This is a genomic window from Pseudomonas sp. HLG18, from assembly GCF_051903985.1.
Lineage (GTDB): Bacteria > Pseudomonadota > Gammaproteobacteria > Pseudomonadales > Pseudomonadaceae > Aquipseudomonas > Aquipseudomonas fluorescens_BT.
This window is the reverse complement of sequence record NZ_CP195831.1, coordinates 1,872,644-1,899,357: the sequence shown is the minus strand read 5'-3', so window position 1 is coordinate 1,899,357 and position 26,714 is coordinate 1,872,644. Positions and strand designations below refer to the sequence as shown.

Sequence of the window (26,714 nt, the reverse complement as noted above, 5' to 3'; positions counted from 1 at the left end):
CCGTTTTTTTTAAGCATCGATCAACGCGACAGTATGTGCTGCTCGATGACTTGCGCCACACCGTCCTCGGTGTTTGGCCCGGTCACCACATCGGCCTGACGCTTCACTGCGTCTTCTGCCTGGCCCATGGCAATCGACAGGCCGGCGACATGAAACATTGCCGGGTCGTTGCCGCCGTCGCCGATCGCTGCCGTCTGGGCAAGCGGCACGCCCAGGTGTTCGGCCAGAGTCACCAGTGCGGCGCCCTTGTTGGCTTCCAGCGCCGTCACGTCCAGATACACCGGCTGCGAACGCGAGACCTGCGCCATTCCCTCGACCGTAGGCAGCAAACGCGCCTCCAGTTCGATCAACAGGCCGGTGTTGTTGCTGGTCGCCACAATCTTGTCGATGCGCTCCAGGTACGGCTCGAAACTGTCGACCACCACCGGCGGATAACCCAGGCCATGCTGCTCGCGCGGGACCATCGGCCCGTGCGGATCCTTGAGCAGCCAGTCGCCGCCACTGAACACCCAGATTTCGACCTCCGGCTGATCGGCAAACAGTGCCAGTGCCGTCAGCGCCGCTGTGGCCGGCAGGTAGTGAGCGACCAGAATGCTGCCGTCCGGGTTGACGATCGTGCCGCCGTTGAATGCCGCAGTCGGCAGATCGACGCCCAGGGCTTCGATCTGCTGCAACATGGCCTTGGGCGGGCGCCCGGTAGCGAGGCTGAACAGCACGCCCGCTTCGCGCAACGAGCGAACCGCATCAATGGTGCGCTGACTGAGGCTGTGATCGGGCAGCAACAACGTGCCGTCCATGTCGCTCAGCAGAAAACGGATCGGCTCTCTCATCCGAGACCATGCCAGACGCGACCATCGCGAGTCAGCAGATCATCGGCGGCCTGAGGCCCGTCTTCGCCAGCGGCGTATCTCTGTACGCTCGCGTCCTGTTGCCAGGCGTCGAGAAACGGCTGCACCGCACGCCAGCCGTTCTCGATGTTGTCGGCACGCTGGAACAGCGTCTGGTCACCGGTCAGGCAGTCATAGATCAGGGTTTCGTAGCCGGTGGAAGGCTGCATTTCGAAAAAGTCCTTGTAGGCGAAACCCAGTTCGATGTTGGCCATGTTCAGCGCCGGCCCGGGCCGTTTGGCCAGCAGGTCGAACCACATGCCTTCGTTGGGCTGGATCTGGATACGCAGATAGGTCGGCTGCAACTCATCGACCTCCGTGTCACGGAACTGCGCATACGGCGCCGGTTTGAAACAGATGACGATCTCGGTGTCGCGCACGCTCATGCGCTTGCCGGTGCGCAGGTAGAACGGCACGCCGACCCAGCGCCAGTTGTCGATCATCACCTTCAGCGCCACGTAAGTTTCGGTGGTGCTGTCGGGTGACACGTTGGCTTCTTCGCGATAACCGGCCACCGGTTTGCCTGCGACTTCACCGGCGCTGTACTGGCCGCGCACCGAGTTGGCCCGCGCCTCTTCGGTGGTCCATGGACGAATCGCGCCGACCACCTTGGCCTTCTCGCCCCGCACCGCATCGGCGCCGAACGCGGCCGGCGGCTCCATTGCGACCATGGCCAGCAACTGGAACAGGTGATTGGGCACCATGTCCCGCAGGGCGCCGGTGTGCTCGTAGAAACTGCCACGGGTTTCGACGCCGACGGTTTCGGCGGCGGTGATCTGCACGTGGTCGATGTAGTGGTTGTTCCAGAACGCCTCGAACAGGCTGTTGGAGAACCGGCTGACCAGGATGTTCTGTACGGTTTCCTTGCCCAGATAGTGATCGATCCGGTAGATCTGCTTTTCCGACATGACCTTGAGCAGGCAGGCGTTCAACGCCTCGGCGGTTTGCAGGTCGGAGCCGAACGGCTTTTCGATCACCACCCTTCTGAACGCTTCGGGGGTTTCTTCCAGCAGTTTTGCGGCGCCGAGTCGGCGCACCACTTCGCTGAAGAAACGCGGCGCGGTGGCCAGGTAGAACACCGCATTGCCAGTGCCACTGTCGGCGATTTTCGCCGCCAGCGCAGAATAAGTGCTGTCGTCCAGGAAATCGCCCTGGACGTAGCTGATACCTTTGGCGAGCTTGGCCCACAAGGCTGGATCAAGCATCTGATCGCCCTTGCCGACCTTCGCTGCCACTTCGGTGCGGATGAAGTCTTCAAGCTTTTGGGCGAAGGCTTCATCCGTGATGGCGTTGTGATCAACGCCCACGATCCGCAGATTTTCGTCAAGCAAGCCGTCGCGGCTGAGGTTGTACAGCGCCGGCATCAGCAAGCGCTTGACCAGGTCGCCGTGGGCACCGAACAAAAACAGCGTGGTCGGTGGTGCGGGTTCTGCCTTGGATTTTCTGCGGATCGTATGGGTCATTTCTTCGCAGTCTCTACGTGGCCGCCGAAGCCGAAGCGCTGGGCCGAGAGGATCTTGTCACCGAACGTGCCCTGGCCGCGGGAGCGGTAGCGCGAGAACAGCGAGTTGGACAGCACCGGTACCGGCACCTTTTGTTCCATGGCCGCTTCGATGGTCCATTGACCTTCACCGCTGTCGGCCACGGAGCCGGAGAAACCGTCGAGTTTCGGGTCGACCGCCAGGGCATCGGCGGTGAGGTCGAGCAGCCACGACGACACCACGCTGCCACGACGCCAGACTTCAGCGATGTCGGCCACGTTCAGGTCGAAACGCTGGTCTTGCGGCAGAAGCTCGCTGGACTTGGTCTTGAGGATGTCGAAGCCCTCGGCGAAGGCCGCCATCATGCCGTACTCGATACCGTTGTGAATCATCTTCACGAAGTGACCGGCACCGGCGGGACCTGCGTGGATGTAGCCGTGTTCGGCACGCTGGTCATCGGATTTGCGATCCTTGGTGCGCGGGATGTCGCCCATGCCCGGCGCCAGAGCGGCGAACAGCGGATCCAGACGCTTAACGGTGTCGGCATCGCCGCCGATCATCATGCAGTAGCCGCGCTCCAGGCCCCAGACACCGCCGGAGGTACCGACGTCGATGTAGTGCAGGCCCTTCTCGGCCAGCGTCTTGGCCCGACGGATGTCATCCTTATAGTTGGTGTTGCCGCCGTCGATGATGGTATCGCCGGCCTCGAGCAGATTGCTCAGCGTTTCGATGGTGTCTTCAGTCGGTGCGCCGGCCGGCAGCATGACCCAGACGGCACGCGGCTTGGCCAGGCCCGCGACCAGCGCAGGCAGATCGGCGACGCCGGTAGAGCCCTCGGCGGCCAGGGTGTCGACAAAGGCGGTATTGCGGTCGTAAACAACGGTGGTGTGACCGTTGAGCATCAGACGCCGTGCAATATTGCCGCCCATGCGGCCCAGTCCAATAATCCCGAGTTGCATGTGCTGATGCTCCTTACTACAAATAAAAGTGTGTCAAAGGTTATAGCCCAACGCTCTCAAGGAGGTTAGTCCAGAGCGTCGGTGTGAAGTTTCCGGGCATTGTGCCCGATCCAGACTGATAACGTCGGGAAACGTGGCGAAGACACAACGACCATGAAAAATAAAAAAGTTCCATTCACGAGCAAAAGAAACCAGAATCGGCGCCGATAGCAGGTCAAGGCTCGAAACCGGGGCTGATCTGCAGTTGAGACACGCCATTTGCGAGGTGAGCAATGGGCACAGTACACACAGCAATGCCGCCACAAACCCTCTACGTCACGATCCGCCGCGATGAACTTCGTCAGCTGAAGGACGAACGCGACCAGCTTAAACAAGAGTTGGCGCAACTGCGCCTGATGACCCAAGGCGTCGAGCCACAGCCTCTGCCACGCGTCCAGCGCTCACCCCGCGCCTGACCGCCCGCCTGATCGGGAACCGCTGCCCTGCTGTTCCCGACATGATCCGCCCTCTGCCATTTGCAGCAACTAACGAAGTTTTCACATTCGCTTGTTGATACTCCGGCCCATTCTGCCGTGCGTGTCCGCGCGCGGCTTCCGTTCGTCGGTTTCATGCTCCCGAGTTCATGAAACGTCCCGGCGGTGGCAATGGTGACTGAGTTGGAGTGCTGAATGGCATTGTTTAAACGCAGCAAGACTGCTGCGGCAGGTTTTGACTGGGCCGGTTTCATCTGGCTGTTTGTATTCTTCTGGTACTTCTCCGGAATCACTCAACTGCTGATCCAGCTGACGGGCACCTCCGGCTTCACCGGATTCCGTCAGGCGTTCGTGATGAGCGCCGTCTGGCTGGCGCCGATGCTGCTGTTTCCCAAGCGCACCCGTCTGCTCGCCGCCGTGATCGGCGTGGTGTTGTGGGCCTGTTCGATGGCCAGCCTGGGTTACTTCTTCATCTATCAGCAGGAGTTCTCCCAGAGCGTCATCTTCATCATGTTCGAGTCGAACGTGTCGGAAGCCGGCGAGTACATCACCCAATACTTCGCATGGTGGATGATCCCCGCGTTCCTCGCTCACACCGCCTTCGCCTACTTCCTGTGGACTCGCCTGCGCCCGGTCTACATGCCTCGCGGGCGGGCCTTCGTGGCGGCCATGGCGATTCTGATCGCAGTGGTCGGTTATCCGCTGGTCAAGCAGACCCAGCGCACCGGCAGCTTCGCCGGCGGTTTCGAGAAGTTCGAAACCCGCATCGAACCGGCCGTGCCATGGCAGATGGCCGTGGCCTATCACCGTTACCTCGAAACCCTCGGCGAAATGCAGGGCATGCTCCACAGCGCGAGCAAGATTCCGCCCCTGCATAACCTCAAGGACTCCGGTGCCAATCAGCCCGCAACACTGGTGCTGGTGATCGGCGAGTCCACCAACCGTCAGCGCATGAGCCTCTACGGCTATCAGCGCAAGACCACACCGGAGCTGGACAAGCTCAAGGATCAACTGTCGGTCTTCGATAACGTCGTCACCCCGCGCCCGTACACCATTGAGGCGCTGCAACAGGTGCTGACCTTCGCCGACGAAGAAAACCCGGATCTGTACCTGTCCACACCATCGCTGGTCAGCATGATGAAACAGGCGGGCTACAAGACCTTCTGGATCACCAACCAGCAGACCATGACCAAGCGCAACACCATGCTCACGACCTTTTCCGAACAGGCCGACGAGCAGGTGTACCTGAACAACAACCGCAACCAGAACGCCGCGCAATACGATGGCGACGTGATCGAGCCCTTCAACAAGGCTCTGACCGATCCGGCACCGCGCAAGCTGATCGTCGTGCATCTGCTCGGCACGCACATGAGCTACCAGTACCGTTATCCGCCGAGCTTCGACAAGTTCCAGGACCGCAACGGCGTTCCGGCCGGCGTGCGTGACGATCAGGTACCGACCTACAACAGCTACGACAACGCAGTGCTGTACAACGATTTTGTGGTCTCGAGCCTGATCAAGGACTACGCCAAGTCCGATCCGAACGGTTTCCTGCTGTACCTCTCCGACCACGGTGAAGACGTGTTCGACTCGGCGGGCCACACCACCCTGGGTCGTAACGAAAACAAACCGACCGCGCCGATGTACACCATTCCGTTCATGGCCTGGGCGTCGCCGAAGTGGCGCGAAAACCACGACTGGAGTTTTGCCGCGGATCTGAGCCGGCCTTACAGCAGCGCGCACCTGATCCACACCTGGGCGGACCTGGCGGGTTTGAGTTTCGATGAACTGGACCGCAGCAAAAGCGTGGTCAGCGACAGCTTCAAGCAGCGTCCGCTGCTGATCGGCAACCCTTACGAGCGCGAACAGCGCGCCTTGATCGACTTCAGCCTGATGAAGCCGAAAAAGCCCGAGGACGCACCGAAGGAAGTGGTCAAGCAGTAACCTGGAAAGGGCCGGAAACGGCCCTTTTTTCATGCCCTCGCAACACCTGGAAATGACAATATTTCTCGCTTGTCACTAAATCGCCCTCTCCCCCTTCGTCTTTGAACCAAAGGAAATTTTCCCCCGAAGACAAGGAGTCGGCTGCGATGTTCGCGCCCATCACCCGTTCCATGACCCTCACCCTGGGCCTGTGCAGCGCTGCACTGAGCCCCGACCTGCTGGCTGAAACCGAGGCTGAAAAACAACAACAGAGCGCCGCCTCGGCACTGGAACTGGCCTCCACCAGCGTCACCGCCGAAAGTCTCGGCAGCACCACCGAAGACACTGCGTCCTACACCACTGGCGCCATGAACACGGCGACGCGCTTGAACCTGTCGATCAAGGAAACCCCGCAATCGGTGTCCGTGGTCACCCGTCAGCAGATGGACGATTTCAAGCTCGGCACGTTATCCGAGGCCATGAGCCAGACCACCGGCGTGGTGGTCCAGCACAACGACTCGGACCGGGTCAGCTATTCGGCACGCGGCTACCCGATCAACAACTTCCAGATCGACGGGATGCTCAACACCTTCAGCCGGATGAAGTCCGACGCCGACACGATTATCTACGACCGGATCGAAGTGGTTCGCGGCGCCACCGGCCTGACCACCGGTGCCGGTGATCCTTCGGCGACGATCAACATGGTGCGCAAGCGCCCCACTGCGCAATTGCAGGCGCTGGCCGGGGTCAGCGGCGGCAGTTACGACGATTACTACAGTTACGTGGATGTGGGCGGGCCGCTTGCCTTCGACGGCCGTCTGCGCGGGCGCAGCGTGCTGGCTTATCGCGACAGCCAGTCGTTTCGCGACAAATATGCCCTGCAACGGGAAGTCGGCTACGGCATTCTCGAAGCCGACCTGACGGAGTCGACGGTACTGGCAGTCGGTTATGACTATCAGGACAAGCAGGTGCAAGGCAGCTCCTGGGGCACGGTGCCCTACTGGAACGCCGACGGCAGCAGGGCCGGCCTGGGTCGTTCGACCAACATGGCGACGTCCTGGAGTTCCTGGCCGATCAAGGACAAGACGGCCTTCGCCACTCTCGATCAAGCACTGGCCGGTGGCTGGCATCTGAAAGCGGCCTACACCCATCGCCAGAGCGATACCGACGGCAAGGTCTACTACGGCGGCGCGGGGTTCCCTGCGCACGACCGCAGCGGGATGACGGCCTACACGTCGCACATGATCGGCACGCAGAAAATGAAGACGTATGACTTCAATGTCTCGGGGCCCTATACCTTGCTCGGTCGCGAACACGAGTTGATGTTCGGTTACGGCGAAGCCGATCGCAGCGAACGCAACCCTTACACGATCGCAGGCGTGGTGCCGCCAGGTTACGGGCAGATTCGCGACTGGAAATACATGGGTGATATCGCCAAATTTCCGGACACTGTCACCGGCCTGACCGGTTCCACCTCAAGCACCCGGCAGAAGGCCGGTTACCTGGCCACGCGCCTGAGCTTCACCGATGACCTGCATGCGGTACTCGGCAGCCGCTACGGCAGCTGGAAATCCTCGACCTCCTCCACCGCGTTCGATGACCACCTGCAAGTGAGCGGTATCGACGCCAGCCGTCAGCAACACAACGACATGTGGACGCCCTACGCGGGTCTGCTCTACGACCTGACGCCCGAATACACCGTGTATGTCAGCTACACCGACATCTTCAACCCGCAGGAATATCGCGACGCCAACCGCAAGTTCATCGAGCCGGTGGTCGGCAGCAATTATGAAGTGGGCCTCAAGGGCAGCCTGCTCGACGAGCGCCTGAACCTGGCCACCGCCGTGTTCTGGAGCAAGCAGGACAATGTCGCCGAGCTGGACGACTCGGTCGCGCCGGATCCGGTGACGGGCGAAGAGTTCTACAAGTCCGGCGGCAAGGGCAACAAGGTCAACGGTTTCGAAGCCGAAGTCTCGGGCGAGGTCCTCGATGGCTGGAACATGACCGCCGGCTACACCTACACCCACGCGGTCAACGGCGAAAAAAATCGCGCCAATACCAACCAGCCGCTGAACATGCTGCGTCTGTCCACGGCCTATCGCCTGCCGGGCGACTGGCACGCCCTGACCGTGGGCGGCGCGGTGAACTGGCAGAGCGATGTCTATGGCAGTTCGAACCGACCGGTCAGCCGTGGCACCGATGGCCGGATCATCACCGAGCGAGCGCGGATCAGTCAGGGGGCGTACACCGTGGTCAAGCTGATGTCGCGCTATGAATTCGACAAACACTTGTCGGCATCGCTGAACGTCGACAACCTGTTCGACAAGAAGTATTACGACAACGTCGGCTTCTACAACGGCGTTTACTGGGGTGATCCGCGCACCGTAACGCTGAGCCTCGACTGGAAACATTGAAGCCCTTCCCTGCGACCTGCGCGCGCCATCGGCGCGTGCAGCATTCGTCTGCCACACCTCGGAAACAATCAGTAAAACCTGCACGAAACGCGCGTTAACCCCAGGTTAATACCCGTGGCTGAAAGTGCGCCCCGAAGCACGGATTCATGGACGAACGGCTCCGACATTTTTTCGTAGGAGACAACCATGAAAACCACGACTGCACTCCTGGCCGGTCTGATCACACTTGCATCCGCCAGCGCTTTCGCCGAAGGCGGTGCCGAGCGGATGCGGTATCACTGGGAAAACTTCCCGGTCCACACCGCCCAAAGCCAGCAGGCTGACACCAAAACCAGCGAACTTCGGGTCCCGGACGACCAGACCGCACAGGTCACCGAACATTACCGTCCGTGAGACAAGAGTTTACCGATGGACCTGCGACGGCTGCGTTCTGGCTTCGCAGATGACAGTTGGGCGCCCTTCAGGGCGCCTTTTTTATGCCTGCAATTCCTTGATCCAGAACAGCATGCGCCCGTGACTCGGGTCAAACATGCCCGGCGCAAAGCCGAATTTGGTGTAGGAGCCCTGAGCGACGGCGTTACCTTCAAGCACCTCCAGGGTGATTTTACAGCAGCCGCGCTGCCGGGCGATTTCCTCGACCTTGCGCAGCATTTTCTGGCTCAGTCCCAGACCACGAAACTTTGTCACCACCGACACGTCGTGGACGTTGACCAGCGGTTTGCAGGCGAAGGTCGAAAAGCCCTCGAAGCAGTTCACCAGCCCGGCCGGTTCTCCACCGACAAAGGCCAGGACGCTGAACGCGTGGGGCCGTTTGGCCAGTTCTGCGGGCAATTGCTGCAACAGTTCAGGGGCAATGGGATGGCCGCCGCCCATCGGGTCTTCGGCGTAATGATTGAGCACCACACCGATGGCCTCGGCATGCAGCGGGTTGGTGTAACTGGCTTGAAGTACAAGAATCTCTGCGGAATCCATTTCCATCCTCGATCGCACGGGGCCCCGGTGCGTTTGATACGCACTGATAGGCTCGGCGACCTTAGCGCGAGGCAGGCCCGGCCACAACCCGACGTTTTCAGTGGCCCCAGATGAGTGCTTCGGTCCAGCCCAGTTCGGCGAAATCCTCGGCCCGCAGACCGGACTCGCCCGCACAGAAAAACTCGTCCAGCTGCGGCGGTTTCACCGGTGTGCCGCTGAGCATGGCGTGGACCTGACCACGATGGTGGATCTGATGTTCGAACAGGTGCGAGATCATCCGCAGACGACTGTCGTGTTGCGGCGTTTCACGGGCGATGGTGACGATGCGACTCAGATCAGCATCGCGCAGTTGCTCGCAGTAGGCGATCAAGCGGCGGTCGACATGGCCCTGTTCGCGACGCAAGGCCTGCGCCTCGGTGAAAGGCTCGTGCGCATTGAAGAACACGTAGCAATCGGGATGCGGCTCATCACCCCGCAACTCGCGCTCCAGTGCATCGACGTAGAACCAGTCGCAGGTGAGGATGTGGTTGAGGGTCAGGCGGATGCTCGGGAAGAAACTCACCCGTGGCGCTGCCAGCTGCGCGTCGTCGAGCTGGCTCCAGGCCTTGGCCAGTCGATGGTTGGCCCAGGCATTCTGATAGGCCATGGTCAGCAAATGGTGGGACAGTGGCTGAGTCATGTCGCGCCCTCCGTGCATCAAGTGTCGGCAAAGCGTTGCAGCTGCATCTCCTGCAAACGGCTGAGGGTCCGGCGGAACGGGAATTCCAGGTAGCCCTCGGTGTACAGCGCGTCCATCGGCACATCGGCCTCGATGTACAGCGGCACCTTGCGGTCGTAGCACTCGTCGACCAGGGCAATGAAACGCCGTACGCCGTCATCGTGCACCGACAGTTGCGGCAACTCGCGGTCGCCGGCCAACACCCGCTCCGCGCCATCCTCGGTGCCACGGGCAATCCGCCCTTCGCGCTTTTGTGCGCTCAGGTTCGGGACCTCGCTCAACAGAATAGCCCGGTAGGTGTCGCACAGCGCGATGAAGTCCATGGCCGCGAACGGTTGCTCGCACAGATCGGCATAACGGCACCACAACACCGACTCGCTGGCCTTCACCACATTCAAGGCACGGTAGCCGACCGGAACCGGTTCCGAGCTGGCGCTCTGCCCGGCCGCCAGCGCGTCAAACACCCCGGCCAGCGCGCAATCCTGCTCCGGCGCCGCCACCCAATAACGTTGCTCGATGGCGCCCGGATGCAAACGATGATCCTCGGCGCCGTTCACCGCGACCACCTGCATATGCTGCTTGATTGCGGTGATCGCCGGCAGGAAGCGGTCGCGGTTGAAGCCGTCGGCATACAGTTGATCCGGCGGCAGATTGGAGGTGCAGACCACCACCACGCCTTCGTCGAACATCACCTGGAACAGGCGCCCGAGAATGATCGCGTCACCGATGTCATTGACGAACAGCTCATCAAAACACAACACCCGCACTTCAGCCGCCAGTTCCCGAGCCAGAGCCCGCAACGGGTCGGCGATGCCGGTCAGTTGAAACGAGCGCTGATGGACCCAGCCCATGAAGTGATGAAAGTGCTGCCGCCGGGCCGGCACCCGCAGGCTTTGATGGAACTGGTCCATCAGCCAGGTCTTTCCGCGCCCGACCGGGCCCCACAGGTAAACGCCGGTGACCGAACGGGCACCGGCGTGCAGGGATTCATGGCATTTTTGCAACGCCCAGACCGCGTGCTCCTGGGCTTCATCCTGGATGAAGCCCTTGTGCTCGACGGCATGTTGCCAGGCGCTTAAAGGGGAGTCGAAAGTCATGCGCGGCAGTATGCCACGATGGCTACACGGAAATATCCAGCCGTGCGATTTTGCCCTGCTCGTTGAGGCGGAAGGTGTACCGCAGTTCCAGCGGGCTACCGGGAAACGTCCCGGAAATCAGCCCTTGCACCAGCACCTTGCCGGTGCGCTGCTGGACGCCGAGCACTTCGACCCGCGGCTGATAGCGCTGCGCAGTATCTTGCATCCACTGCGCGATGGCCTGCGGGCCGACCTGATGATGACCTTCATCGAACACGTGGGCATCCTCGGCAAAAAAACTGCCGACCCGGGACGTATCCCGAGCATTGGCGGCGTTGATGTACTCAACGATGGCCGGAGCGAGTATCGAGGTGGGATGGAACATGAGCGCAACTCCTTGTTTTCGATTCTGTCGCCATCCTAGAACAGCCCTGCGTCAGTTTTTGTCAGGAGTGAAACGCCCGCTTTCGTCCAGTTGCATCTGCCGCTGCCAGGTGCGCAGCAGGTCACTGCGTCGTCCCGGATAACGCTCGCCCTGCAGACTGGCGGCGGAGATCCGGTCGGTTCTGAAGGTGCGATACGCGCTGCGCAACTCGCACCACGCCACGATAATCCGCACCTCGTTGAGAAACCCCAGCGCCAGGGGCCAGATCAAGCGCTGGCTCGGCACCTGTTGTGCGTCGGCATAATCGATGTGCAGTTTGGCCTGATCGCGGATCGCCTGACGGAACACATTCAACGGCACCGCGTTCTGCGGGAACCCGTAACCGGGCGGCCCGGGCATCACCGTCGGATTGCGCAGCGCTTCCTGGGCCTGCGGGTCCAGCACCGCCGCAATTTTCGCCAACGCGTCGGCAGCGGCTTTGCTCAGGACCTCGTCGCCACGCTGATCGACATAACGCAGGCCCAGCACAATGGCTTCGGTCTCATCGGCGTTGAGCATCAGCGGCGGCAGAAACAGACCGCTGCGCAACACGTAACCGATGCCCGCCTCGCCATGGATCGGCGCACCGAGTGCGGTCAGTTCGGCGATGTCGCGATAGAGGGTGCGTTCGGAGATTTCCAGCTCGCAGGCCAGCGTCGCCGCGGTCACCGGGCGCTTCTTGCCACGCAGCACTTGCAGCAGGGTCAACAGACGAGTGGTGCGCGACACGGTGTGAGGCTCCGGGCAGAAATTTGCCGGAGCTTAGCAGAGCCTGGTGTCAGAAATTGTCAGGAGCTTTCACCAGGCTCAGAGCTGATCACGCGTCGACTTTGTGCCTGGCCGCGTACAGGCACAGCATCTCCATGGCCAGGGTCGCCGCCGCCAGCGACGTCACGTCCGCATGGTCATAGGCCGGCGCCACTTCCACCACGTCCATGCCCACCAGATGAATCCCGCGCAATCCGCCAAGGATTTCCAGCGCCTGCACCGTGCTCAACCCGCCGCAGACCGGCGTCCCCGTGCCCGGAGCAAAGGCCGGATCCAGACAATCGATGTCAAACGTCAGGTACACCGGGTTGTCCCCGACCCGCGCGCGAATGGCCTCGACGATCGCTTCGCAGCCGCGGCGATGCACCTGCCGCGCATCCAGCACCTGAAAACCCTGGTGATCGTCATTGGTGGTGCGCAAGCCGATCTGCACCGAACTCGCCGGATCCACCAGCCCTTCCCGCGCCGCGTGCCAGAACATGGTGCCGTGATCGACCCGCTTGCCGCCCTCGTCCGGCCAGGTGTCGCTGTGGGCATCGAAGTGGATCAGCGACAATGTGCCGTGCTTGCGGGCGTGAGCCTTGAGCAGCGGATAGCTGATGAAGTGATCGCCGCCGAATGTCAGCATCGCGCTGCCGGAGCTGAGGATGTGCTCGGCGTGGGCCTCGATACTTTCGGGGATGGTGTGCGGCGAGCCGTAATCGAAGTCGCAGTCTCCGTAGTCGATCACCGCCAGATGATCGAACGGGTCGAACGCCCATGGCCAGTGCCGTTCCCAGGCAATCCCGGTGGATGCAGCACGAATCCCGCGAGGCCCGAAACGGGCGCCTGGACGGTTGCTGGTGGCGGTGTCGAACGGCACGCCGCTGACCGCCACGTCCACGCCGCGCAAGTCGCGGCTGTAGCGCCGGCGCATGAAACTGGTGATCCCGGCGTAGGTGCTTTCGGCAGCAGTGCCGAAAAGGCTGTTACGGGTCAGGGCCTGATCGTTTTGCGTTGGCACGTCCATCGGTGTGCTCCTGTTGTTAGGGAAGGCTATTGGCGGCTACGGAAAGTGGTCCACAAACGTGTGCGCTGGCGCATGTCCTTGAGGCTCATGCTGCGGTCGGCGTACAGACGCTCGCGCACCTCGGGTTTCGGGTAGATGTCCGGGTCGTTGCGCACTGCTTCGTCCACCAGCGGCGTGGCGACCTGGTTGGCGGTGGCAAAGAACAGCGTATTGGTCAGCGCCGCCACGGATTCGGGGCGCAACATGAACTCGATGAAGGTACGAGCGGCCTCGGGGTGCGGCGCGTCCTTGGGGATGGCGAGATTGTCCTGCCACACCAGCGTGCCTTCTTTCGGGATTCGGTAGGCGACCTCAAACGGCTTGTTGGCCTTGCGTGCCTGATCGGCGGCCATGCTCGCATCGCCGTTGTAGGTCAGCGCCAGGCACACGCTGCCGTTGGCCAGATCATTGATCTGCCGGCCCGTGGCGACGTAGAGCACCGAGGGCTGCAACTGCTGCAACAACGATTCGGCGGCGGCCAGATCGTTCTTGTCGGTGCTGTAGGGATCTTTACCGAGATAGTGCAGCGCCAGGCCAATCACTTCCTGCGGCGAATCGAGAATCGCGATCCCGCAATCCTTGAGTTTGCTGGCGTATTCGGGCTTGAACAGCAGATCGAGGCTGTTGAGTGGCACATCCGGCAGCCGCTGCTTGACCGCTTCGACGTTCATGCCCAGGCCGAGGGTGCCCCAGGTGTACGGCACGCCGTAGCGGTTACCGGGATCGACCGCCGCCAATTTTTCCAGCAGATCCGGATCGAGATTGGCGTAACCCTTGAGCCCTTCGTGAGGAATTTCCTTGAGCGCTCCTGCGGCCAGACCACGGGCCAGCACGCTGGACGAAGGCACCACCACGTCATAACCGCTGCCGCCGGTAAGCAATTTGGTTTCCAGCACCTCGGAGGTATCGAAGGTGTCGTAGCGCACGTGGATGCCGGTTTCCTTTTCGAAGCGCTGCAGGGTTTGGGGCGCCACGTAATCGGCCCAGCTGTAGAGATTGAGGGTTTTCTCTTCGGCCTGGGCGGCGATGGAGACGGAAAGCAACAGCGCGGGCAAACACAGCTTGAACAAGGGAGCCATGACGAACACCTGACCGGAGGAAGTGGTGGCAGGATGCGCCGTCGGATACATTGGAAAAATATCAAGTTTGTTAACCTGACTTTATGCTGGACTAATGTGATGCTCGGTCAACTCCACGATGTCGATTTGCAGCTGCTGCGCCTGTTTCTCGGGGTGGTCGAGTCCAATGGTTTCAGCGCAGCCCAGGGTGAACTGGGGCTGAGCCAGTCGAGCATCAGCCAGCAAATGGCCAAGCTGGAAACCCGTCTCGGCTATCGGGTGTGCAACCGTGGCAAGGGTGGTTTCAGCCTGACGCCCAAAGGCGAACAACTGCTGATCGCTGCGCGAGGCCTGTTCGATTCGATCGAGACTTTTCGTCATCAATCCAATGGCGTGGCCGGACGCCTGATCGGCGAAGTACGCCTGGGCCTGTCGGAAGCGGTCGATCAATCGGTGCTGCAACGGGTGGCGGATGCGATCCGGCGGTTTCGCGAGCGGGACGAATCGGTGCGCATCGAGCTGATCAGCGCCATGCCCGGCGAAATGGAGCGCCTGCTGCTGCAACAGCGGCTGGACCTGGCCATCGGTTACTTCTCCCAGGTGCAGAACGCGTTCGACTACCGCGAACTGTTCAGCGAAACCCAGCATCTGTATTGCGCGCCCGGCCATCCTCTGTTCACCAACGATGCTCCCGATGATGCAGCGTTGCAGGCCTGCGACCGGGTCGATCACCCCTACCGGTTTCTGCGCAGTGACGAGCCGTTTCAGGGCAAGGTCTGCTCGGCACGCTCGGAACAGGTCGAAGGCACCCTCGCCTTCATTCTGTCCGGCAAACACGTCGGTTATCTGCCCAACCATTACGCCCGCCAATGGCAGGACAAGGGTCTGTTGCGACCGGTGCGCGAAGGCGAGTTGAGCTTTGACGTGGCGTTCCATCTGGCCCGGCATCGGGCGCAAGTGCCCGGCGATGCACAGAAGGCTTTTGAAGAAGATCTGCTGTCAGCCTTTGGTCGAACCTGACCTTTTGGGCAGTTTTAATGCGTTGCCCTCGCCCCTCGCTTGCGGCATCCTGCGCACCCATTTTCCGACCCGGCCCCGCATTGCGGCACGCAAACCACCATGACCGCCTCTGAAAAAGCCCCGCGCAACAACGATCTGATCTACGGCCTCAACGACCGTCCGCACTTCACCGCAACGGTGTTTGCCGCGCTGCAGCACGTGCTGGCCAGCTTCGTCGGCATCATCACCCCGACCCTGATCATGGGCGGCGCCCTCGGCCTGCAAAGCGAAATCCCGTACCTGATCAGCATGGCGCTGTTCGTCTCGGGCCTCGGCACCTTCGTTCAGGCCAAGCGCTTCGGCCCGGTCGGTTCGGGGCTGCTGTGCCTGCAAGGCACCAGTTTTTCCTTTATCAGCGTGATTCTCAGCGCCGGTTTCATGGTCAAGGCACGGGGCGGCGGCACCGATGAAATCCTGTCGACGATCTTCGGCGTGTGCTTCTTCGCCGCGTTCATCGAAGTGGTGCTGAGTCAGTTCATCGGCAAGTTGCGCATGCTGATCACCCCGGTGGTGACCGGCACCATCATCACGTTGATGGGCCTGTCGCTGATCAAGGTGGCGATGACCGACATTGCCGGCGGCTTCGGCGCGGCGGATCTGGGCGCGGCCAGCCATGTGTTCCTGGCGGCGCTGGTGCTGGGCACCATCGTGGTGTTGAACCGGGTCGACGTGCCGTTCCTGCGCCTGGGCGCGATCGTCATCGGCCTGACCCTCGGCTACGTGGTGGCGTGGCTGATGGGCACCGTGGACTTCGCCAACCTCCCCGAAGTACCGGTGGTCAGCGTACCGGTGCCGTTCAAGTACGGTTTCAACTTCGACTGGGTGGCGTTCGTGCCGGTGGCAGTGATTTTCCTGGTGTCGCCGCTGGAAGCGGCCGGTGACCTGACTGCCAACTCGATGATTTCCCGGCAACCGGTGAAAGGCCCGCTGTACATTCGCCGGATCAAGTCCGGACTGCTCGCCGATGGCCTCAACTCCGCGATGGCGGCCGTGTTCAACAGCATGCCGATGGTGACCTTCGCCCAGAACAACGGGGTGATTCAGCTCACCGGCGTGGCCAGCCGTTACGTGGCCTTCTTCATTGCCGGCCTGCTGGTGCTGCTGGGTCTGTTTCCGATGATTGGCGCGGTGCTGCAACTGATGCCGAAGCCGGTACTTGGCGGCGCTGAGCTGGTGATGTTCGGCACCGTGGCCGTGGCCGGGATCAAGATCCTCGCCGAGGCCGGCCTGCATCGGCGCAACATGCTGATCGTGGCGATTTCCGTCGGCATGGGCCTGGGCATCGCTGCCGTGCCGGAAGTGCTGCGCGAACTGCCGCAGGCGTTGCGCAATATTTTCGAATCGCCGATCACCGTGGGCGCACTGTGCGCGATCGTGCTGAATATCTTCCTGCCGGAAGAGTTCATCGAACTGGAAGAAGATGACTTCGACCCGGAAGCCTCTATCCTTCAGGTCATGGAAAACCCCGACCTGCCGGCCAAAGCTGAACCCGTCGCGCCGGCCGCTGTCGCACAGTTGAACCGCTGATCCTGTCCGCTCGATGAAAAAAGGGCTGATACCGGCAACGGTTCAGCCCTTTTTCAATGAGAGAGCATCAATGCGTCGTATCCAAGCCGTCATCCTGTCCCTGCTTCTGCTCTCACTCAGCGCCTGTGCGCTGTTTCCCAACCGCGACCCGGTGAACATCAACGTGGTCGGCCTCGAACCGCTGCCGAGCCAGGATCTGGAAGTGCGCTTCGCGATCAAGCTGCGCGTGCAGAACCCCAACGAAACGCCCATCGACTACAACGGCATCGCGCTGGATCTGGAGGTCAACGGCCACTCCCTGGCGTCGGGTGTGAGCGATCAGACCGGCTCGATTCCACGGTTTTCGGAAACCATCGTCAGCGTGCCGGTGAGCATTTCCGCGTTCTCGGTGCTGCGCCAGACCCTGGGCCTGAGCCAGACCCAAACCCTCGACAACCTGCCCTATGTGCTGCGCGGCAAACTGGCGGGCGGGTTGTTTGGCACGATGCGCTTTGTCGACACCGGCAAGCTGAGTCTGCCCAGGGCCAGTGCCGCCACCTGGTAAAGATGCGTTAGGCTGCAAGGCCCACTGTCAGAACATGGAAGTCGTGGTTTATGGAAGACACGCCCACGCTGTACACCGAACGGCTGATGTTGCGCCCGCTTGAACTCGCGGATGCCGAGGCCATCCAGCAGCAATTTCCCCACTGGGAAGTGGTGCGTTATCTGAACGTCTTCGTGCCCTGGCCGTATCCGGACGACGGCGCCCTCACCTACCTGCGTGACATTGCGCTGCCGGCTATTGCGGCAGGCAAAGAGTGGCACTGGACGATTCGCCTCAGATCGGCGCCAGAGCAATTGATCGGCAACATCAGCCTGATGGGCGAGCCGGACAACCATCGCGGGTTCTGGCTCGCACCGGCCTGGCAGGGCCAGGGTTTGATGACCGAAGCCAGTGAAGCCGTGACCCGATATTGGTTCGAAACCCTCGATCGACCGTTGATGCGCGTACCGAAAGCCGCCCCGAACCTTGGCTCGCGAAAGCTATCGGAACGCAGCGGCATGCGCTTGATTCGCACGGACGAGGATGACTTTGTCGGCGGTCGCTTCCCACGGGAAATCTGGGAAATCACCCGCGAAGAATGGCGGCGCCGACAAACCGTCAAACCGTGAAACGCACGCCTGGCTTGGCCCGCTCGTCGACGCTCAGCTCGAACACATCCGGCCGCGCATAGTGGCCGACCACGTCGTAGTCGTAGCGGGCGCGCACCAGTTCTTCGGTGTCGATCTCGGCGGTGAGCAACCCGGCCTCGCCGCGCAACGGCCCGGCCAATACGTCGCCCATCGGCCCGACGATCACGCTGCCACCGGCAATCAGTGGTCGATCCCCGGGCCAGTTGGCGATCTCCACGCCCAGTTCGTTCGGCGAGGCCTGCACCTGACAGGCGCTGACCACGAAGCAGCGCCCTTCATGGGCGATATGGCGCATGCTGACCTGCCACATCTCGCGCTCATCCACGGTTGGCGCGCACCAGACTTCAATGCCCTTGGCGTACATCGCCGTGCGCAGCAGCGGCATCATGTTTTCCCAGCAGATCACTGCGCCGAGCTTGCCGACCTGAGTGTCGAGCACCGGCAGCGTCGAACCGTCGCCCTTGCCCCAGATCAGCCGTTCGGTGCCGGTGGGCATGAGTTTGCGGTGTTTGGCCACCAGGCCTGCCTGCGGGTCGAAATACAGCGCGGTGCAATGCAAGGTGCTGCCGACCCGCTCGATAACGCCGATCACAAGGTTGGCCCCGGTACGCGCCGACAGCCCGGCCAGTGCTTCAGTTTCAGCGCCCGGCACATCGATGGCGTTGGCGAAGTAACGGGCGTAGGCCTCGCGGCCTTCCGGCAAGCGATAACCCAGCTGCGTGCCAAAGCCCTCGCCCTTCGGGTAACCACCGAGCAAGGCTTCGGGCATTACCACCAGCGCGGCGCCGGATTCGATGATTGCGCCTTCCCAGCTCAGGATCTGTTCCAGTGTTTCACCCTTGCCACCGGGCAAGGCGCCGATCTGCAGGGCGGCAACGATTGATTTTGGCATGGCGGTCACTCCGTGAAGTTCAGGTGTTGCTCATTCTCCGGCGCCACGGGATCATGAATAAAGCCCGACTCACTGCTGAATGATATGAACCAAATGAATATCGCAGACATCGATCTCAACTTGCTGAAAGTCTTCGAAGCGCTGCATGAAGAATCCAGTGCGAGCCGTGCGGCGTTGCGTCTGGGCGTGACCCAGTCGGCGGTCAGCGCAGCGTTACGGCGGTTGCGCGAGGTGTACGGCGATCAATTGTTCGTGCGCACCGGTCGGGGCCTGGCGCCCACCCTCAAGGCCAATCAGTTGAAACCGGTGGTCAGCGATGCGCTGAACAAGTGCCGGCAGAGCCTGGCGATGGTCGACCCGGCGGCCAATCAGTACGACGGGCGCTCGGTCAGCGTCGGGCTATCGGATGATTTCGAGATTGCTTATGGGCGCCGTCTGATCGAAGAGATCGGCCGACGCGCGCCGAAGCTGCGTCTGATCTTCCGCCAGACCCACAGCCAGATCGTCGCCCGGGCCCTGATGGAGCGCAGCATCGACCTGGCGATCACCGCCGGCGGGTTCGCCGAGCGGCTGCTCAGCCGTCAGGTGCTGGGTGAAGGGGGTTACGCGTGTCTGGTGGACCCGGCGAGCCTTGAGCCCGGCCAGCAGCAGATCGGTCTGGAAGAGTTTGTCGCCCGGGAACACATTCTGGTGTCGTCGGGTGGTTTTATCGGAATCACCGATGAAGGGTTGGCAGCGCTGGGGCTGACTCGCCGGGTCTGCGCCTCGACCACGCACTTTGCGGCATTGCCGCATCTGCTCAGGGGCAGTACGGCCGTCGCAACCATCCCGGCCCATGCGGCGCAGGCCATCGCATCGCTGAGCGGGCTGGCACTGCTGCCCTGCCCGCTGGCGCTGCCACGCTATCCGGTCGAACTGGGCTGGCGCACCAATACCCAGATCGATCCAGTGGTGCTGAAGGTTCGCGAAGCGATTGTTGCCAGTTTCAAGACCGAATGATTACTTGTTGGCTGCCATCAGCCGATTGACTTCACTGCGCACCATGTTGGCAAACTCCGGCGGCGACATGCCGTCCAGTTCAGCGCGTACGAACTCGGCCCATTTGCCCTTGCGCTTGGAGCGCTCGCCGAACAACCGCGCGGCTTCGCCCTTGGCTTTGCCCAGATTGTTCTGCCAGAGTTCGAACAGTCGGGATTTCTCGTCTTCCAGCGCAGCGCGCTCTGCGAGGGATTTGTCGGCCAGATTGAAACTCATGGGGAAATACCTGTTGCGTGAAAATGGCGACATCTTACACGCTGGAGGGAAATCTCCGGCGCTGGTTTTTCCTTCGCGGAGAAATTCGCTGCAACTTTTCAAACAGCGCCATACTCCATTGTTCACTGTCCATTCACCTGCAAGGAGTCACCCAATGGCCCGCAAAAGCGCCGTTCAAGCCGCTGAAGACCAAATCAAGGATCAAGCGTTCAGCGAACTTCAGGCTCTGATCGAAGAGTCGGACAAACTGCTCAAAAGCAGTGCTTCACTGGTCGGCGAGGAAGCGGAAACCCTGCGCGGACAAATCGCCCTGAAACTGCAGCAGGCGCTGGATTCCGTCTCCAGCGTACGTGACCGTACGAAACCGGCGGTGGATGCCACCGAAAACTACATCGGTGGCCATCCGTGGCAGACCGTCGCCATCTCGGCCGGTTTCGGTCTGGTGGTCGGTCTGCTGCTCGGCCGCCGCTGAGCGCAACGAAAAAAAGGCGAGCCCTGCGGCTCGCCTTATTCATGTCCGGCAAACGTCACTCGCCCGCCAGTTCCCGCAACTGCGCCAGGGTTTGCTCATCCAGCACGATGCCCTCAGCCAATGATTTGGCCCGCTGCAAATGCCGCCGGTCACCCGGCAAACGCTTGAGCCCTACCCCATGCATCTGCCTGACCAGTTCCTGGCTGCGTTCGGCAAAGCTCTGCCCGGAAGTCTTGCTCGGGTCGATCACGATCAGCAACTGACCGGTCCACGGGGTCTTGGCCCCGGGATGATTCTTCCAGTCGAATTCGAACGAGAAGTTGCCACCCGTCAGCGCAGCGGCGAGCAGTTCAACCATCATCGACAGCGCCGAGCCCTTGTGCCCGCCAAACGGCAGCAACGCGCCGCCTTCAAGAATCGCTTTCGGGTCGCAGGTCGGCTGGCCGAGACTATCCACGCCCATGCCCGCCGGCAGTTTTTCGCCCTTGCGCGCGGCAATCTGCACGTCGCCGTGAGCGATGGCGCTGGTGGCCAGGTCGAACACGATCGGCGCACCGTCGGCCCGTGGCGCGGCGAAGGCGATCGGGTTGGTGCCGAACAGGGGTCGGTCGGCGCCGTGCGGCACCACGCAGGTCATGCTGTTGACTACGCTCAGCGCCACCAGGCCTTCGTCGGCAAACGGCTCGACGTCCGGCCACAGCGCGGCAAAGTGGTGGGAGTTGCGAATGGCCAATATCGCGATCCCGGCACTGCGGGCCTTTTCCACCAGCAATGGACGTGCCGCCGCCAGGGCGGGTTGGGCAAAACCGTTGCCGGCATCGACGCTGACAAACCCTGAAGCCACATCTTCGACTTTCGGCACGGCCTGGCCGTTGACCCAGCCACTGTCGAGGGTCGAGACATAACCGGGAATCCGGAAAACGCCATGGCTGTGGGCGCCGTCCCGCTCGGCGTTGGCACAGTTGTATGCCAGGGCCCTGGCGACCTCGTGCGAGGTGCCGTGACGGATGAAGATTGTTTCCAGCAGTTGAGTCAACTCGTCCAGAGACACCCTGGACGAGACCGCATGATCGTTTGGCGCAGACATCTGAAGCTCCAGAATGATTATTGGAGGGAACAACAGCGTACGAACTGACGCATCCGGATTAACCACGGGCAGCCGGTGGCCTGTCAACCCTGCAATACATGCAGCCATGGTTACCGTGCGATACCCCGGTACCACCTTCGTCTGTCTGCCTGCTTTTACTTTCCGGTCTCGAACCTCACTGCACTTTCATTTTTTCGAGACTTGACGATGACCGTACCCACTGGCGCATTACTGTTCCCCGAAGCGCTCGACAACCCGGGGCTGTGGCCCGAGCTGGGCAGAACCCATGGCCTGGCGGAAAAGGATTTCAGATGGCTGGCCAACGTCAGGCTGGCGTCCGATGCCTTGCGGCGCCAGCAACGGCCGCCCATGCTGGCCGAACGCATTCTGCTCAGTCCTGACGGACAGAACCCGGTGCCACTGCCCGGCGCATTCGTTCTGAGTGATATACCGTACGAAAAGGGCCAGATTCTCTACACCCCCTATGACGGCATCCGCAAACACCACAGTCGCGCGAACCTGACGGCTCAACTTGAAGAACGCCTCAGAGAGGCCGACGATCAGGACACGTTGCTGGCGTTTGTGCCCTTGACCCAAATTCGAAGGCTGCAAAATGCCAAGCGTGTTTCGGTGACGTTTTCGATCATTGAAGGTGATGTATTCGAGGATCGTGATGCCACCCTGAGCCAGGGTTCGCTGCTCAATGCCCAGGCCATGCTGGACGAACTCAAAAAACTGCCGACCCTTACGCAATTGCTCGACAGCGTGCTGGATGAACTGCTCATGCCTCACTTCGGAGCATTGCAACAAAGCCGCACCCGCGTGAGCGTTTACACAATCAGCGAAAAAGAAGGCAATCAAGAGCCCATCGGGAATACCCGCAAGGCACAGTCCATGACTCTGAGCGAGGCGGTGCTGACTCACTACCGCCATCAGCGCTGGCCGAGTATTCGGCTTGCGGAGTTTTCCCACCCCGCCAGGACACCAGGCCCCCACGATCAGGAACAATGGAGAACCGCCGCCATCCAGGCGTCGGGCATGCTGCCGGCCCTGCTGTTTCGCCAGCTGGAACATTACTGGAATGCCGCCGCAGTCTTCGGGTCAACGCGCCGCACATTCCTGGCCCGGGTGCTGGAGGACCAGGCCCGCGTCGACTGGATGCTCAAGCGTGAAGCCGGAGTCCTCGAGGCAAAGCAGTTCAACACGCTGCATCAGTTGATCCGGCCGACTGTCGACGGCGGCCCCGGCCCCTTCGCTGAAACCGTACGTCTCTGGGAGAACCCGGCCAACCATGTGGAGCTGGCAGGTTCGCTCATGATCAGTAGTGGGTCTGATGCTTTTCTCTACACGCCTTCTCAAGGGTTGCAGCAGCTCGAGGACTATCAGGATCTGAAAGCGACCCTGCAAAGCAAATTCATCACCAAAGGCCACGAAGACGAACTCTATGCGCTGCTGAGCCTGGAGGAGCGCAGCCGCTTTCTGGGTTTCGATCAGCCTCAGGTGTCGGGGGACCGGGTAGCCGGCGAGGTGTTCGGGTTCCTGAGCGAGTCGATCATCACCAAGCAACGACAGAACCTCGAGTATGCCCTGCAAGTGTTTCGCCTCGCTGACGGAACGGTGAACCTTCACGCGCTGTTCGACAAAAGCCTGGATATCCGCTCGATGATTCACCAGCGCTTGCAACGACTCGATGTGCAGGGACGCTGGAGCACACAACCGGTCTGGTCCGGCAGTCAGCAGCCTTCGCTGCTCCTGGCCGACAAGGCCCGCGCAGCCATCAAGACGTTCCATGCCGTCGAGTCTCCTCTTCTGGAGAAACTCGCAAAGCAGCCCATGACAACCCGCGATGCCCAGCGCGACTGGTTTGAAAATATCAAAGCGGATCTGGCGCACGCCTGGTTCGTCGGCGTGAATGGCGAAGCCCGGCTCAGGGCCTCGAGCGGCAGTCTGCCTGCGTGGGCCCGGGCTGTCGTCGAAACCGTCATCGATGCCGATCGGCCGAGCCGTACGGAACGTCAGGGAGTCGGAGGCTTTCGACCCGATGCCTACGCCCTGACGCTTGAGGCTCCCGACGGCAGGACAGTCTGGCGCCTGGCCCATTGTGTGTTCATGACCGAGCGCGGAGGCCTCGACGCCCATCATTCCGGGCGTACCGTGCTATGGACGCCAGCGCTGGGACTTGAGGTGTTCGATAACGTAGCCCGCGCCCGACAAGCACTGCGCCGGCGATTGCTCGACAACGTTGAAAGACTGTCACTGCTGGAAAACATCTCGCCCGCACAGTATCAACCGCATCAGCTCTATACCTTGGGACAGTTTCAGATCATCAATCGCAATGTGTTGCATGAGCGCATGCAGTCGGGGATCGAGCACTATCTGGCGTGCTGCGAACAAGTGCGTCAACGCATGGATGAAGGGGCGAAACGGGAAAAGGCACTTGCAGTACTGCGCCAGACACCGCCCGGAACCAACCTGCGTCTGGCGATTGAGCATGCCCGAGCCATCGAAAATCAACAGACTTTTCCAGCCTGGCTCAGCACGGCTCCGGTCCGTGATCAGAAACGACACATCGAGCTGCTGGAGCGGTGGAACCGCAATGTCATTGATGACAAGGATTACCTGACTGGCGTTACGCCGCTGGCCGATCATGTCGAACAAGCATTGAAGACTTCGCTCGACCTGCGTTTTCCGGGCGAGCATCTCGATCCCCGGCAGATCGAGATCATCCCCGATCTGGCATTGGCCGGCCCGCCCCTCGATCTGGTCGAGTTTGCCCTGAATCACGTCAACGTACTCCAGGGCACGGGGTACCGGGTGGTTTCGAAAACCGCCGAAACCTTGCCTCCCGGACTGGATCGCAACGCCGTCGATCAATTGTTGTTGTCGCTGGAGATTCCGGCTACCTACGGTCACAAAGTGATGGCCGCCCTCTCGACGGATACGGTCGAAAGTCGTGAACGCAAGCAGCGCTTTTTCCACCAGGTGCCCTGGCAACTGATGCAACACGCCCATGCGTTGAAACTGCAGCAGCACCTGTCTGCTGGCGCCTATACACAAGTCTGCCAGGGGCTGGACATGCCCGATGGCTACGCCCGAGCCACCGTTCCTGGTGCGCATGTCGTCGTCAGTCCGCTTTCGCTGATCAAGACCCCCGGGGCAAGTGCCGAGACCGCAGCAGGGCTTTATGTTTTTGCTCCGGGTCAGAATCACGTGGGGCCGCTGGTCCTTTACGCACCGTATGCTGAACAGGTGTTTCAGGAGTTCAAGAACGAAGAGGCGCTGATCGCCGCACTGAATACACCGGGGGCTCTACAGAATTTGCTGCTTCGGCGCTTGCCTGCCGGACGACGAGCCATCTTTCGCAATCTGCTGGCAGCCACGGCGGGTCAGACCAGCGAGATGACGCTGGCGAGCCGCCCGATCGAAGGCAACCTGTTGGAGCAGTTGTACAGCGATAACCTCAAGCTCTTGCAACAGCAGCTTGAATCACAGGTCGAGCGCGAAGCGCAGTCCGATTGGGATACAGCCAAAACGCTGTTCAGCGGTGGAATCAGTCTGGTGTCGAATACGCTGCAAGGCAAACTGGCCATCGTGCCGTTTCTCTGGCGCGCCTACGAAAACTTCAAGGATTCGGCCGAAGCCTTGCAGAACCATCACTGGAAACAGGCGTTGAAATCCTTTATTGCCGGTGGCGTGCAGATGGTCCAGATGGCGCTGTTGCCGCAAATATCGGCCGGGGCCGAGGTTGCCGAGCTGGAAGCCGACGAGCTTGCGGGGTCCGATATTGGCGACGTCGAACCGGCCTCGCCGATGCGCACCCTGATGCAGTCATCAGAAGTCATCGACGTTCAACTCAAGGATCTTGCCTATGATTCGGCGGCGGGCACCTACCGGCAACCGGCCAGCCATCGAGATTATGCAGCCATCGATGGCAAGGTCTATCAGGTCACGAAGAGTGACGCGTCCTGGCAACTGGCAGGTGCAGGAAAATACAGCCCACTGTTTCAGAAAAAAGGGCTGGCCATGGTTCGTGTGCCGGCTCACCAGAGCGTTCACTACGGCCAGGCTTTCAGGAAACTGGCCGGCCGACCCAGCCTCTCGAACCTGCGCCACTCAATGTTGAACGTCGAGGCGCGCGGGATGGATGAGATCCGCCTGAAGTACCCGGAAAAGGCCAGAGTGCTGGTGAACGCCATCGATCTCGCCCGACGCTACGCTTTCTACTGCCTGCATAACCTGACTCTCCTGCGCCACGGCACTGAGAATCTTCGGGTGAGCCGTTTTCTTGAAAGCTTCTTTGATGTACCTGCCATCGACACCGCAATGCTTGCCAAGATCAACAATGCGATCCTGCCGATCTGTCGGGCATTGGTGGATCCCGCCGACGAGTTGCTGGATACCGACCGTTTCGTCGTCGGCTCGAACAGGCTCATGAACGACGTGATTGCGTTCGTGCTGGACGGTGACGCAAAAAAAATAGTGCATTTCACCGAACACTTTTTCGATCAGCAACTGGATCAGTACAAGATCTACCTGATGGAGCCGTTCGATATCGATGCCCATGCACAGGCATCAACGCTGATTCACGAATTTTCCCATCAGTTCAGCAAGGCGCTGGACATTGCTTCATTAAGAGCCCGGGAGCCGTTCAGCGACCTGATCTCGACCCTCACCGCTTCCGGAGCCCTGCTGTTTCAGGAACTGGTGTTCGATCAGGTATCGGCCTTGTCACTGAATACCCCTCGGGCTCAACTGTTCGCGGAATGGAATACCACACTCAAGTCCTGGGTCAGCATCGACAACATCCCCGAAATGCAGCTCATCAGTGACGAAGTTCTAAGGTTGACGGGCAGCCGAACCATTGAGGAGGCGCGCAACGCCTTCCTCGATCCGCAGAGGCCGGACGTGCGAATCGACGTCATCCTGCGCAATGCCGACTCCATCGCCCGCCTGATCTGTGAAATCGGCAGACAGCTGGATCCGGTTCAGTCTCCTTGAAACAGGCAGAGCGCGGGCTCGATGCCCGCGCATTCCTTGAGGGCGACCGCA

At 61.1% G+C, this 26,714-nt stretch carries 24 protein-coding genes; 11 read left to right on the top strand and 13 right to left on the bottom strand.

Annotated elements, in window-relative coordinates:
- Positions 1-20 precede the first annotated feature (20 nt).
- Genes ACSPX5_RS08760 through gnd form a run of 3 tightly spaced genes read right to left on the bottom strand, consistent with a single transcriptional unit; the run spans position 21 to position 3,327 of the window.
- Complete coding sequence (locus tag ACSPX5_RS08760; RefSeq protein WP_169430298.1) at positions 21-830, bottom strand: HAD family hydrolase; 810 nt, start codon at positions 828-830, stop codon at positions 21-23.
- Positions 827-2,350 (bottom strand): glucose-6-phosphate dehydrogenase, encoded by a 1,524-nt coding sequence (gene zwf / locus ACSPX5_RS08755; RefSeq protein ID WP_439821477.1) that lies wholly within the window; start codon positions 2,348-2,350, stop codon positions 827-829. Before zwf ends, ACSPX5_RS08760 begins: the two co-directional genes overlap by 4 nt.
- The gene (gene gnd / locus ACSPX5_RS08750) at positions 2,347-3,327 is read right to left on the bottom strand and encodes a phosphogluconate dehydrogenase (NAD(+)-dependent, decarboxylating) (protein WP_169430296.1); all 981 of its coding nucleotides are present in this window, start codon (positions 3,325-3,327) and stop codon (positions 2,347-2,349) included. The genes zwf and gnd overlap by 4 nt, the downstream gene beginning before the upstream one ends.
- 272 nt (positions 3,328-3,599) lie before the next feature.
- Here gnd and ACSPX5_RS08745 point away from each other — a divergent pair, with 272 nt between their 5' ends.
- The 4 genes from ACSPX5_RS08745 to ACSPX5_RS08730 all read left to right on the top strand — a co-directional run bounded on the left by ACSPX5_RS08745 (position 3,600) and on the right by ACSPX5_RS08730 (position 8,530).
- Positions 3,600-3,782 (top strand): DUF6026 family protein, encoded by a 183-nt coding sequence (locus ACSPX5_RS08745; protein ID WP_439821476.1) that lies wholly within the window; start codon positions 3,600-3,602, stop codon positions 3,780-3,782.
- A gap of 213 nt (positions 3,783-3,995) precedes the next feature.
- Positions 3,996-5,744 (top strand): phosphoethanolamine transferase CptA, encoded by a 1,749-nt coding sequence (locus ACSPX5_RS08740; protein ID WP_207864413.1) that lies wholly within the window; start codon positions 3,996-3,998, stop codon positions 5,742-5,744.
- 146 nt (positions 5,745-5,890) lie between these two features.
- Complete coding sequence (locus ACSPX5_RS08735) at positions 5,891-8,137, top strand: TonB-dependent siderophore receptor (protein ID WP_439821475.1); 2,247 nt, start codon at positions 5,891-5,893, stop codon at positions 8,135-8,137.
- A 186-nt stretch (positions 8,138-8,323) separates the two neighbouring features.
- Positions 8,324-8,530, top strand: coding sequence for a hypothetical protein (locus ACSPX5_RS08730; protein WP_169430292.1), 207 nt, complete (start codon positions 8,324-8,326; stop codon positions 8,528-8,530).
- 81 nt (positions 8,531-8,611) lie between these two features.
- Here the strand turns inward: ACSPX5_RS08730 and ACSPX5_RS08725 are convergent, their stop codons facing one another.
- The 7 genes from ACSPX5_RS08725 to ACSPX5_RS08695 form a co-directional block, all read right to left on the bottom strand.
- Positions 8,612-9,109 (bottom strand): GNAT family N-acetyltransferase, encoded by a 498-nt coding sequence (locus ACSPX5_RS08725; RefSeq protein ID WP_169430291.1) that lies wholly within the window; start codon positions 9,107-9,109, stop codon positions 8,612-8,614.
- 97 nt (positions 9,110-9,206) lie between these two features.
- Positions 9,207-9,788, bottom strand: a complete 582-nt coding sequence (locus tag ACSPX5_RS08720; protein WP_323161377.1) for a DinB family protein — start codon at positions 9,786-9,788, stop codon at positions 9,207-9,209.
- 17 nt (positions 9,789-9,805) lie between these two features.
- A complete protein-coding gene (zapE, locus tag ACSPX5_RS08715; RefSeq protein ID WP_439821474.1) occupies positions 9,806-10,924 on the bottom strand; it encodes a cell division protein ZapE in 1,119 nt (372 codons plus the stop codon).
- Between the two features lie 22 nt (positions 10,925-10,946).
- Entirely contained in the window at positions 10,947-11,288 is a 342-nt protein-coding gene (locus ACSPX5_RS08710) for a nuclear transport factor 2 family protein (protein WP_169430288.1), read from the bottom strand.
- A 51-nt stretch (positions 11,289-11,339) separates the two neighbouring features.
- Positions 11,340-12,056: a helix-turn-helix transcriptional regulator gene (locus tag ACSPX5_RS08705; RefSeq protein ID WP_169430287.1), complete on the bottom strand. Its 717-nt coding sequence runs from the start codon at positions 12,054-12,056 to the stop codon at positions 11,340-11,342.
- A gap of 88 nt (positions 12,057-12,144) precedes the next feature.
- Positions 12,145-13,104, bottom strand: a complete 960-nt coding sequence (gene speB, locus ACSPX5_RS08700; protein ID WP_439821473.1) for an agmatinase — start codon at positions 13,102-13,104, stop codon at positions 12,145-12,147.
- A 26-nt stretch (positions 13,105-13,130) separates the two neighbouring features.
- A complete protein-coding gene (locus ACSPX5_RS08695; RefSeq protein WP_439821472.1) occupies positions 13,131-14,222 on the bottom strand; it encodes a polyamine ABC transporter substrate-binding protein in 1,092 nt (363 codons plus the stop codon).
- Between the two features lie 99 nt (positions 14,223-14,321).
- Between ACSPX5_RS08695 and ACSPX5_RS08690 the strand changes: the two genes are divergently transcribed.
- The 4 genes from ACSPX5_RS08690 (at position 14,322) to ACSPX5_RS08675 (ending at position 17,939) form a co-directional block, all read left to right on the top strand.
- Positions 14,322-15,221, top strand: coding sequence for a LysR family transcriptional regulator (locus ACSPX5_RS08690; protein ID WP_439821471.1), 900 nt, complete (start codon positions 14,322-14,324; stop codon positions 15,219-15,221).
- A gap of 99 nt (positions 15,222-15,320) precedes the next feature.
- A complete protein-coding gene (locus ACSPX5_RS08685) occupies positions 15,321-16,787 on the top strand; it encodes a nucleobase:cation symporter-2 family protein (protein ID WP_169430283.1) in 1,467 nt (488 codons plus the stop codon).
- Positions 16,788-16,857: 70 nt separating this feature from the next.
- Positions 16,858-17,331 carry an LEA type 2 family protein gene (locus ACSPX5_RS08680; RefSeq protein WP_169430282.1) on the top strand — a complete coding sequence of 158 codons (474 nt, stop codon included), beginning with the start codon at positions 16,858-16,860 and terminating at the stop codon, positions 17,329-17,331.
- 50 nt (positions 17,332-17,381) lie between these two features.
- Positions 17,382-17,939 (top strand): GNAT family N-acetyltransferase, encoded by a 558-nt coding sequence (locus tag ACSPX5_RS08675; protein ID WP_439821470.1) that lies wholly within the window; start codon positions 17,382-17,384, stop codon positions 17,937-17,939.
- Here the strand turns inward: ACSPX5_RS08675 and ACSPX5_RS08670 are convergent.
- Complete coding sequence (locus ACSPX5_RS08670) at positions 17,929-18,852, bottom strand: carbon-nitrogen hydrolase family protein (protein ID WP_439821469.1); 924 nt, start codon at positions 18,850-18,852, stop codon at positions 17,929-17,931. The two genes, ACSPX5_RS08675 and ACSPX5_RS08670, sit on opposite strands and share 11 nt — an antisense overlap.
- An 84-nt stretch (positions 18,853-18,936) precedes the next feature.
- Between ACSPX5_RS08670 and ACSPX5_RS08665 the strand changes: the two genes are divergently transcribed.
- A complete protein-coding gene (locus ACSPX5_RS08665) occupies positions 18,937-19,851 on the top strand; it encodes a LysR family transcriptional regulator (RefSeq protein ID WP_169430279.1) in 915 nt (304 codons plus the stop codon).
- On the opposite strand, the gene ACSPX5_RS08660 is transcribed toward ACSPX5_RS08665, so the two are convergent.
- Positions 19,852-20,106 (bottom strand): hypothetical protein, encoded by a 255-nt coding sequence (locus ACSPX5_RS08660; RefSeq protein ID WP_007957535.1) that lies wholly within the window; start codon positions 20,104-20,106, stop codon positions 19,852-19,854.
- 154 nt (positions 20,107-20,260) lie between these two features.
- On the opposite strand from ACSPX5_RS08660, the gene ACSPX5_RS08655 reads away from it, so the two are divergent.
- Positions 20,261-20,578: a DUF883 family protein gene (locus ACSPX5_RS08655; RefSeq protein WP_096820293.1), complete on the top strand. Its 318-nt coding sequence runs from the start codon at positions 20,261-20,263 to the stop codon at positions 20,576-20,578.
- Positions 20,579-20,633: 55 nt separating this feature from the next.
- On the opposite strand, the gene ACSPX5_RS08650 is transcribed toward ACSPX5_RS08655, so the two are convergent.
- Entirely contained in the window at positions 20,634-21,665 is a 1,032-nt protein-coding gene (locus ACSPX5_RS08650) for an Ldh family oxidoreductase (protein WP_439821468.1), read from the bottom strand.
- A 369-nt stretch (positions 21,666-22,034) separates the two neighbouring features.
- On the opposite strand from ACSPX5_RS08650, the gene ACSPX5_RS08645 reads away from it, so the two are divergent.
- Positions 22,035-26,663, top strand: coding sequence for a dermonecrotic toxin domain-containing protein (locus tag ACSPX5_RS08645; RefSeq protein ID WP_439821467.1), 4,629 nt, complete (start codon positions 22,035-22,037; stop codon positions 26,661-26,663).
- Positions 26,664-26,714 lie beyond the last annotated feature (51 nt).

Excerpts from the sequence above, each read along its gene's own strand:
- ACSPX5_RS08745 (WP_439821476.1), top strand. The coding sequence starts at position 3,600 with ATGGGCACAGTACACACAGCAATGCCGCCACAAACCCTCTACGTCACG.
- gnd (WP_169430296.1), bottom strand. The coding sequence starts at position 3,327 with ATGCAACTCGGGATTATTGGACTGGGCCGCATGGGCGGCAATATTGCA.
- ACSPX5_RS08730 (WP_169430292.1), top strand. The coding sequence starts at position 8,324 with ATGAAAACCACGACTGCACTCCTGGCCGGTCTGATCACACTTGCATCC.
- ACSPX5_RS08670 (WP_439821469.1), bottom strand. The coding sequence starts at position 18,852 with ATGCCAAAATCAATCGTTGCCGCCCTGCAGATCGGCGCCTTGCCCGGT.
- ACSPX5_RS08680 (WP_169430282.1), top strand. The coding sequence starts at position 16,858 with ATGCGTCGTATCCAAGCCGTCATCCTGTCCCTGCTTCTGCTCTCACTC.
- ACSPX5_RS08655 (WP_096820293.1), top strand. The coding sequence starts at position 20,261 with ATGGCCCGCAAAAGCGCCGTTCAAGCCGCTGAAGACCAAATCAAGGAT.
- ACSPX5_RS08660 (WP_007957535.1), bottom strand. The coding sequence starts at position 20,106 with ATGAGTTTCAATCTGGCCGACAAATCCCTCGCAGAGCGCGCTGCGCTG.
- ACSPX5_RS08725 (WP_169430291.1), bottom strand. The coding sequence starts at position 9,109 with ATGGATTCCGCAGAGATTCTTGTACTTCAAGCCAGTTACACCAACCCG.
- zwf (WP_439821477.1), bottom strand. The coding sequence starts at position 2,350 with ATGACCCATACGATCCGCAGAAAATCCAAGGCAGAACCCGCACCACCG.
- ACSPX5_RS08690 (WP_439821471.1), top strand. The coding sequence starts at position 14,322 with ATGCTCGGTCAACTCCACGATGTCGATTTGCAGCTGCTGCGCCTGTTT.
- ACSPX5_RS08760 (WP_169430298.1), bottom strand. The coding sequence starts at position 830 with ATGAGAGAGCCGATCCGTTTTCTGCTGAGCGACATGGACGGCACGTTG.
- ACSPX5_RS08710 (WP_169430288.1), bottom strand. The coding sequence starts at position 11,288 with ATGTTCCATCCCACCTCGATACTCGCTCCGGCCATCGTTGAGTACATC.
- ACSPX5_RS08695 (WP_439821472.1), bottom strand. The coding sequence starts at position 14,222 with ATGGCTCCCTTGTTCAAGCTGTGTTTGCCCGCGCTGTTGCTTTCCGTC.
- ACSPX5_RS08665 (WP_169430279.1), top strand. The coding sequence starts at position 18,937 with ATGAACCAAATGAATATCGCAGACATCGATCTCAACTTGCTGAAAGTC.
- ACSPX5_RS08675 (WP_439821470.1), top strand. The coding sequence starts at position 17,382 with ATGGAAGACACGCCCACGCTGTACACCGAACGGCTGATGTTGCGCCCG.
- speB (WP_439821473.1), bottom strand. The coding sequence starts at position 13,104 with ATGGACGTGCCAACGCAAAACGATCAGGCCCTGACCCGTAACAGCCTT.
- ACSPX5_RS08645 (WP_439821467.1), top strand. The coding sequence starts at position 22,035 with ATGCTGGCCGAACGCATTCTGCTCAGTCCTGACGGACAGAACCCGGTG.
- zapE (WP_439821474.1), bottom strand. The coding sequence starts at position 10,924 with ATGACTTTCGACTCCCCTTTAAGCGCCTGGCAACATGCCGTCGAGCAC.
- ACSPX5_RS08740 (WP_207864413.1), top strand. The coding sequence starts at position 3,996 with ATGGCATTGTTTAAACGCAGCAAGACTGCTGCGGCAGGTTTTGACTGG.
- ACSPX5_RS08650 (WP_439821468.1), bottom strand. The coding sequence starts at position 21,665 with ATGTCTGCGCCAAACGATCATGCGGTCTCGTCCAGGGTGTCTCTGGAC.
- ACSPX5_RS08735 (WP_439821475.1), top strand. The coding sequence starts at position 5,891 with ATGTTCGCGCCCATCACCCGTTCCATGACCCTCACCCTGGGCCTGTGC.
- ACSPX5_RS08685 (WP_169430283.1), top strand. The coding sequence starts at position 15,321 with ATGACCGCCTCTGAAAAAGCCCCGCGCAACAACGATCTGATCTACGGC.
- ACSPX5_RS08720 (WP_323161377.1), bottom strand. The coding sequence starts at position 9,788 with ATGACTCAGCCACTGTCCCACCATTTGCTGACCATGGCCTATCAGAAT.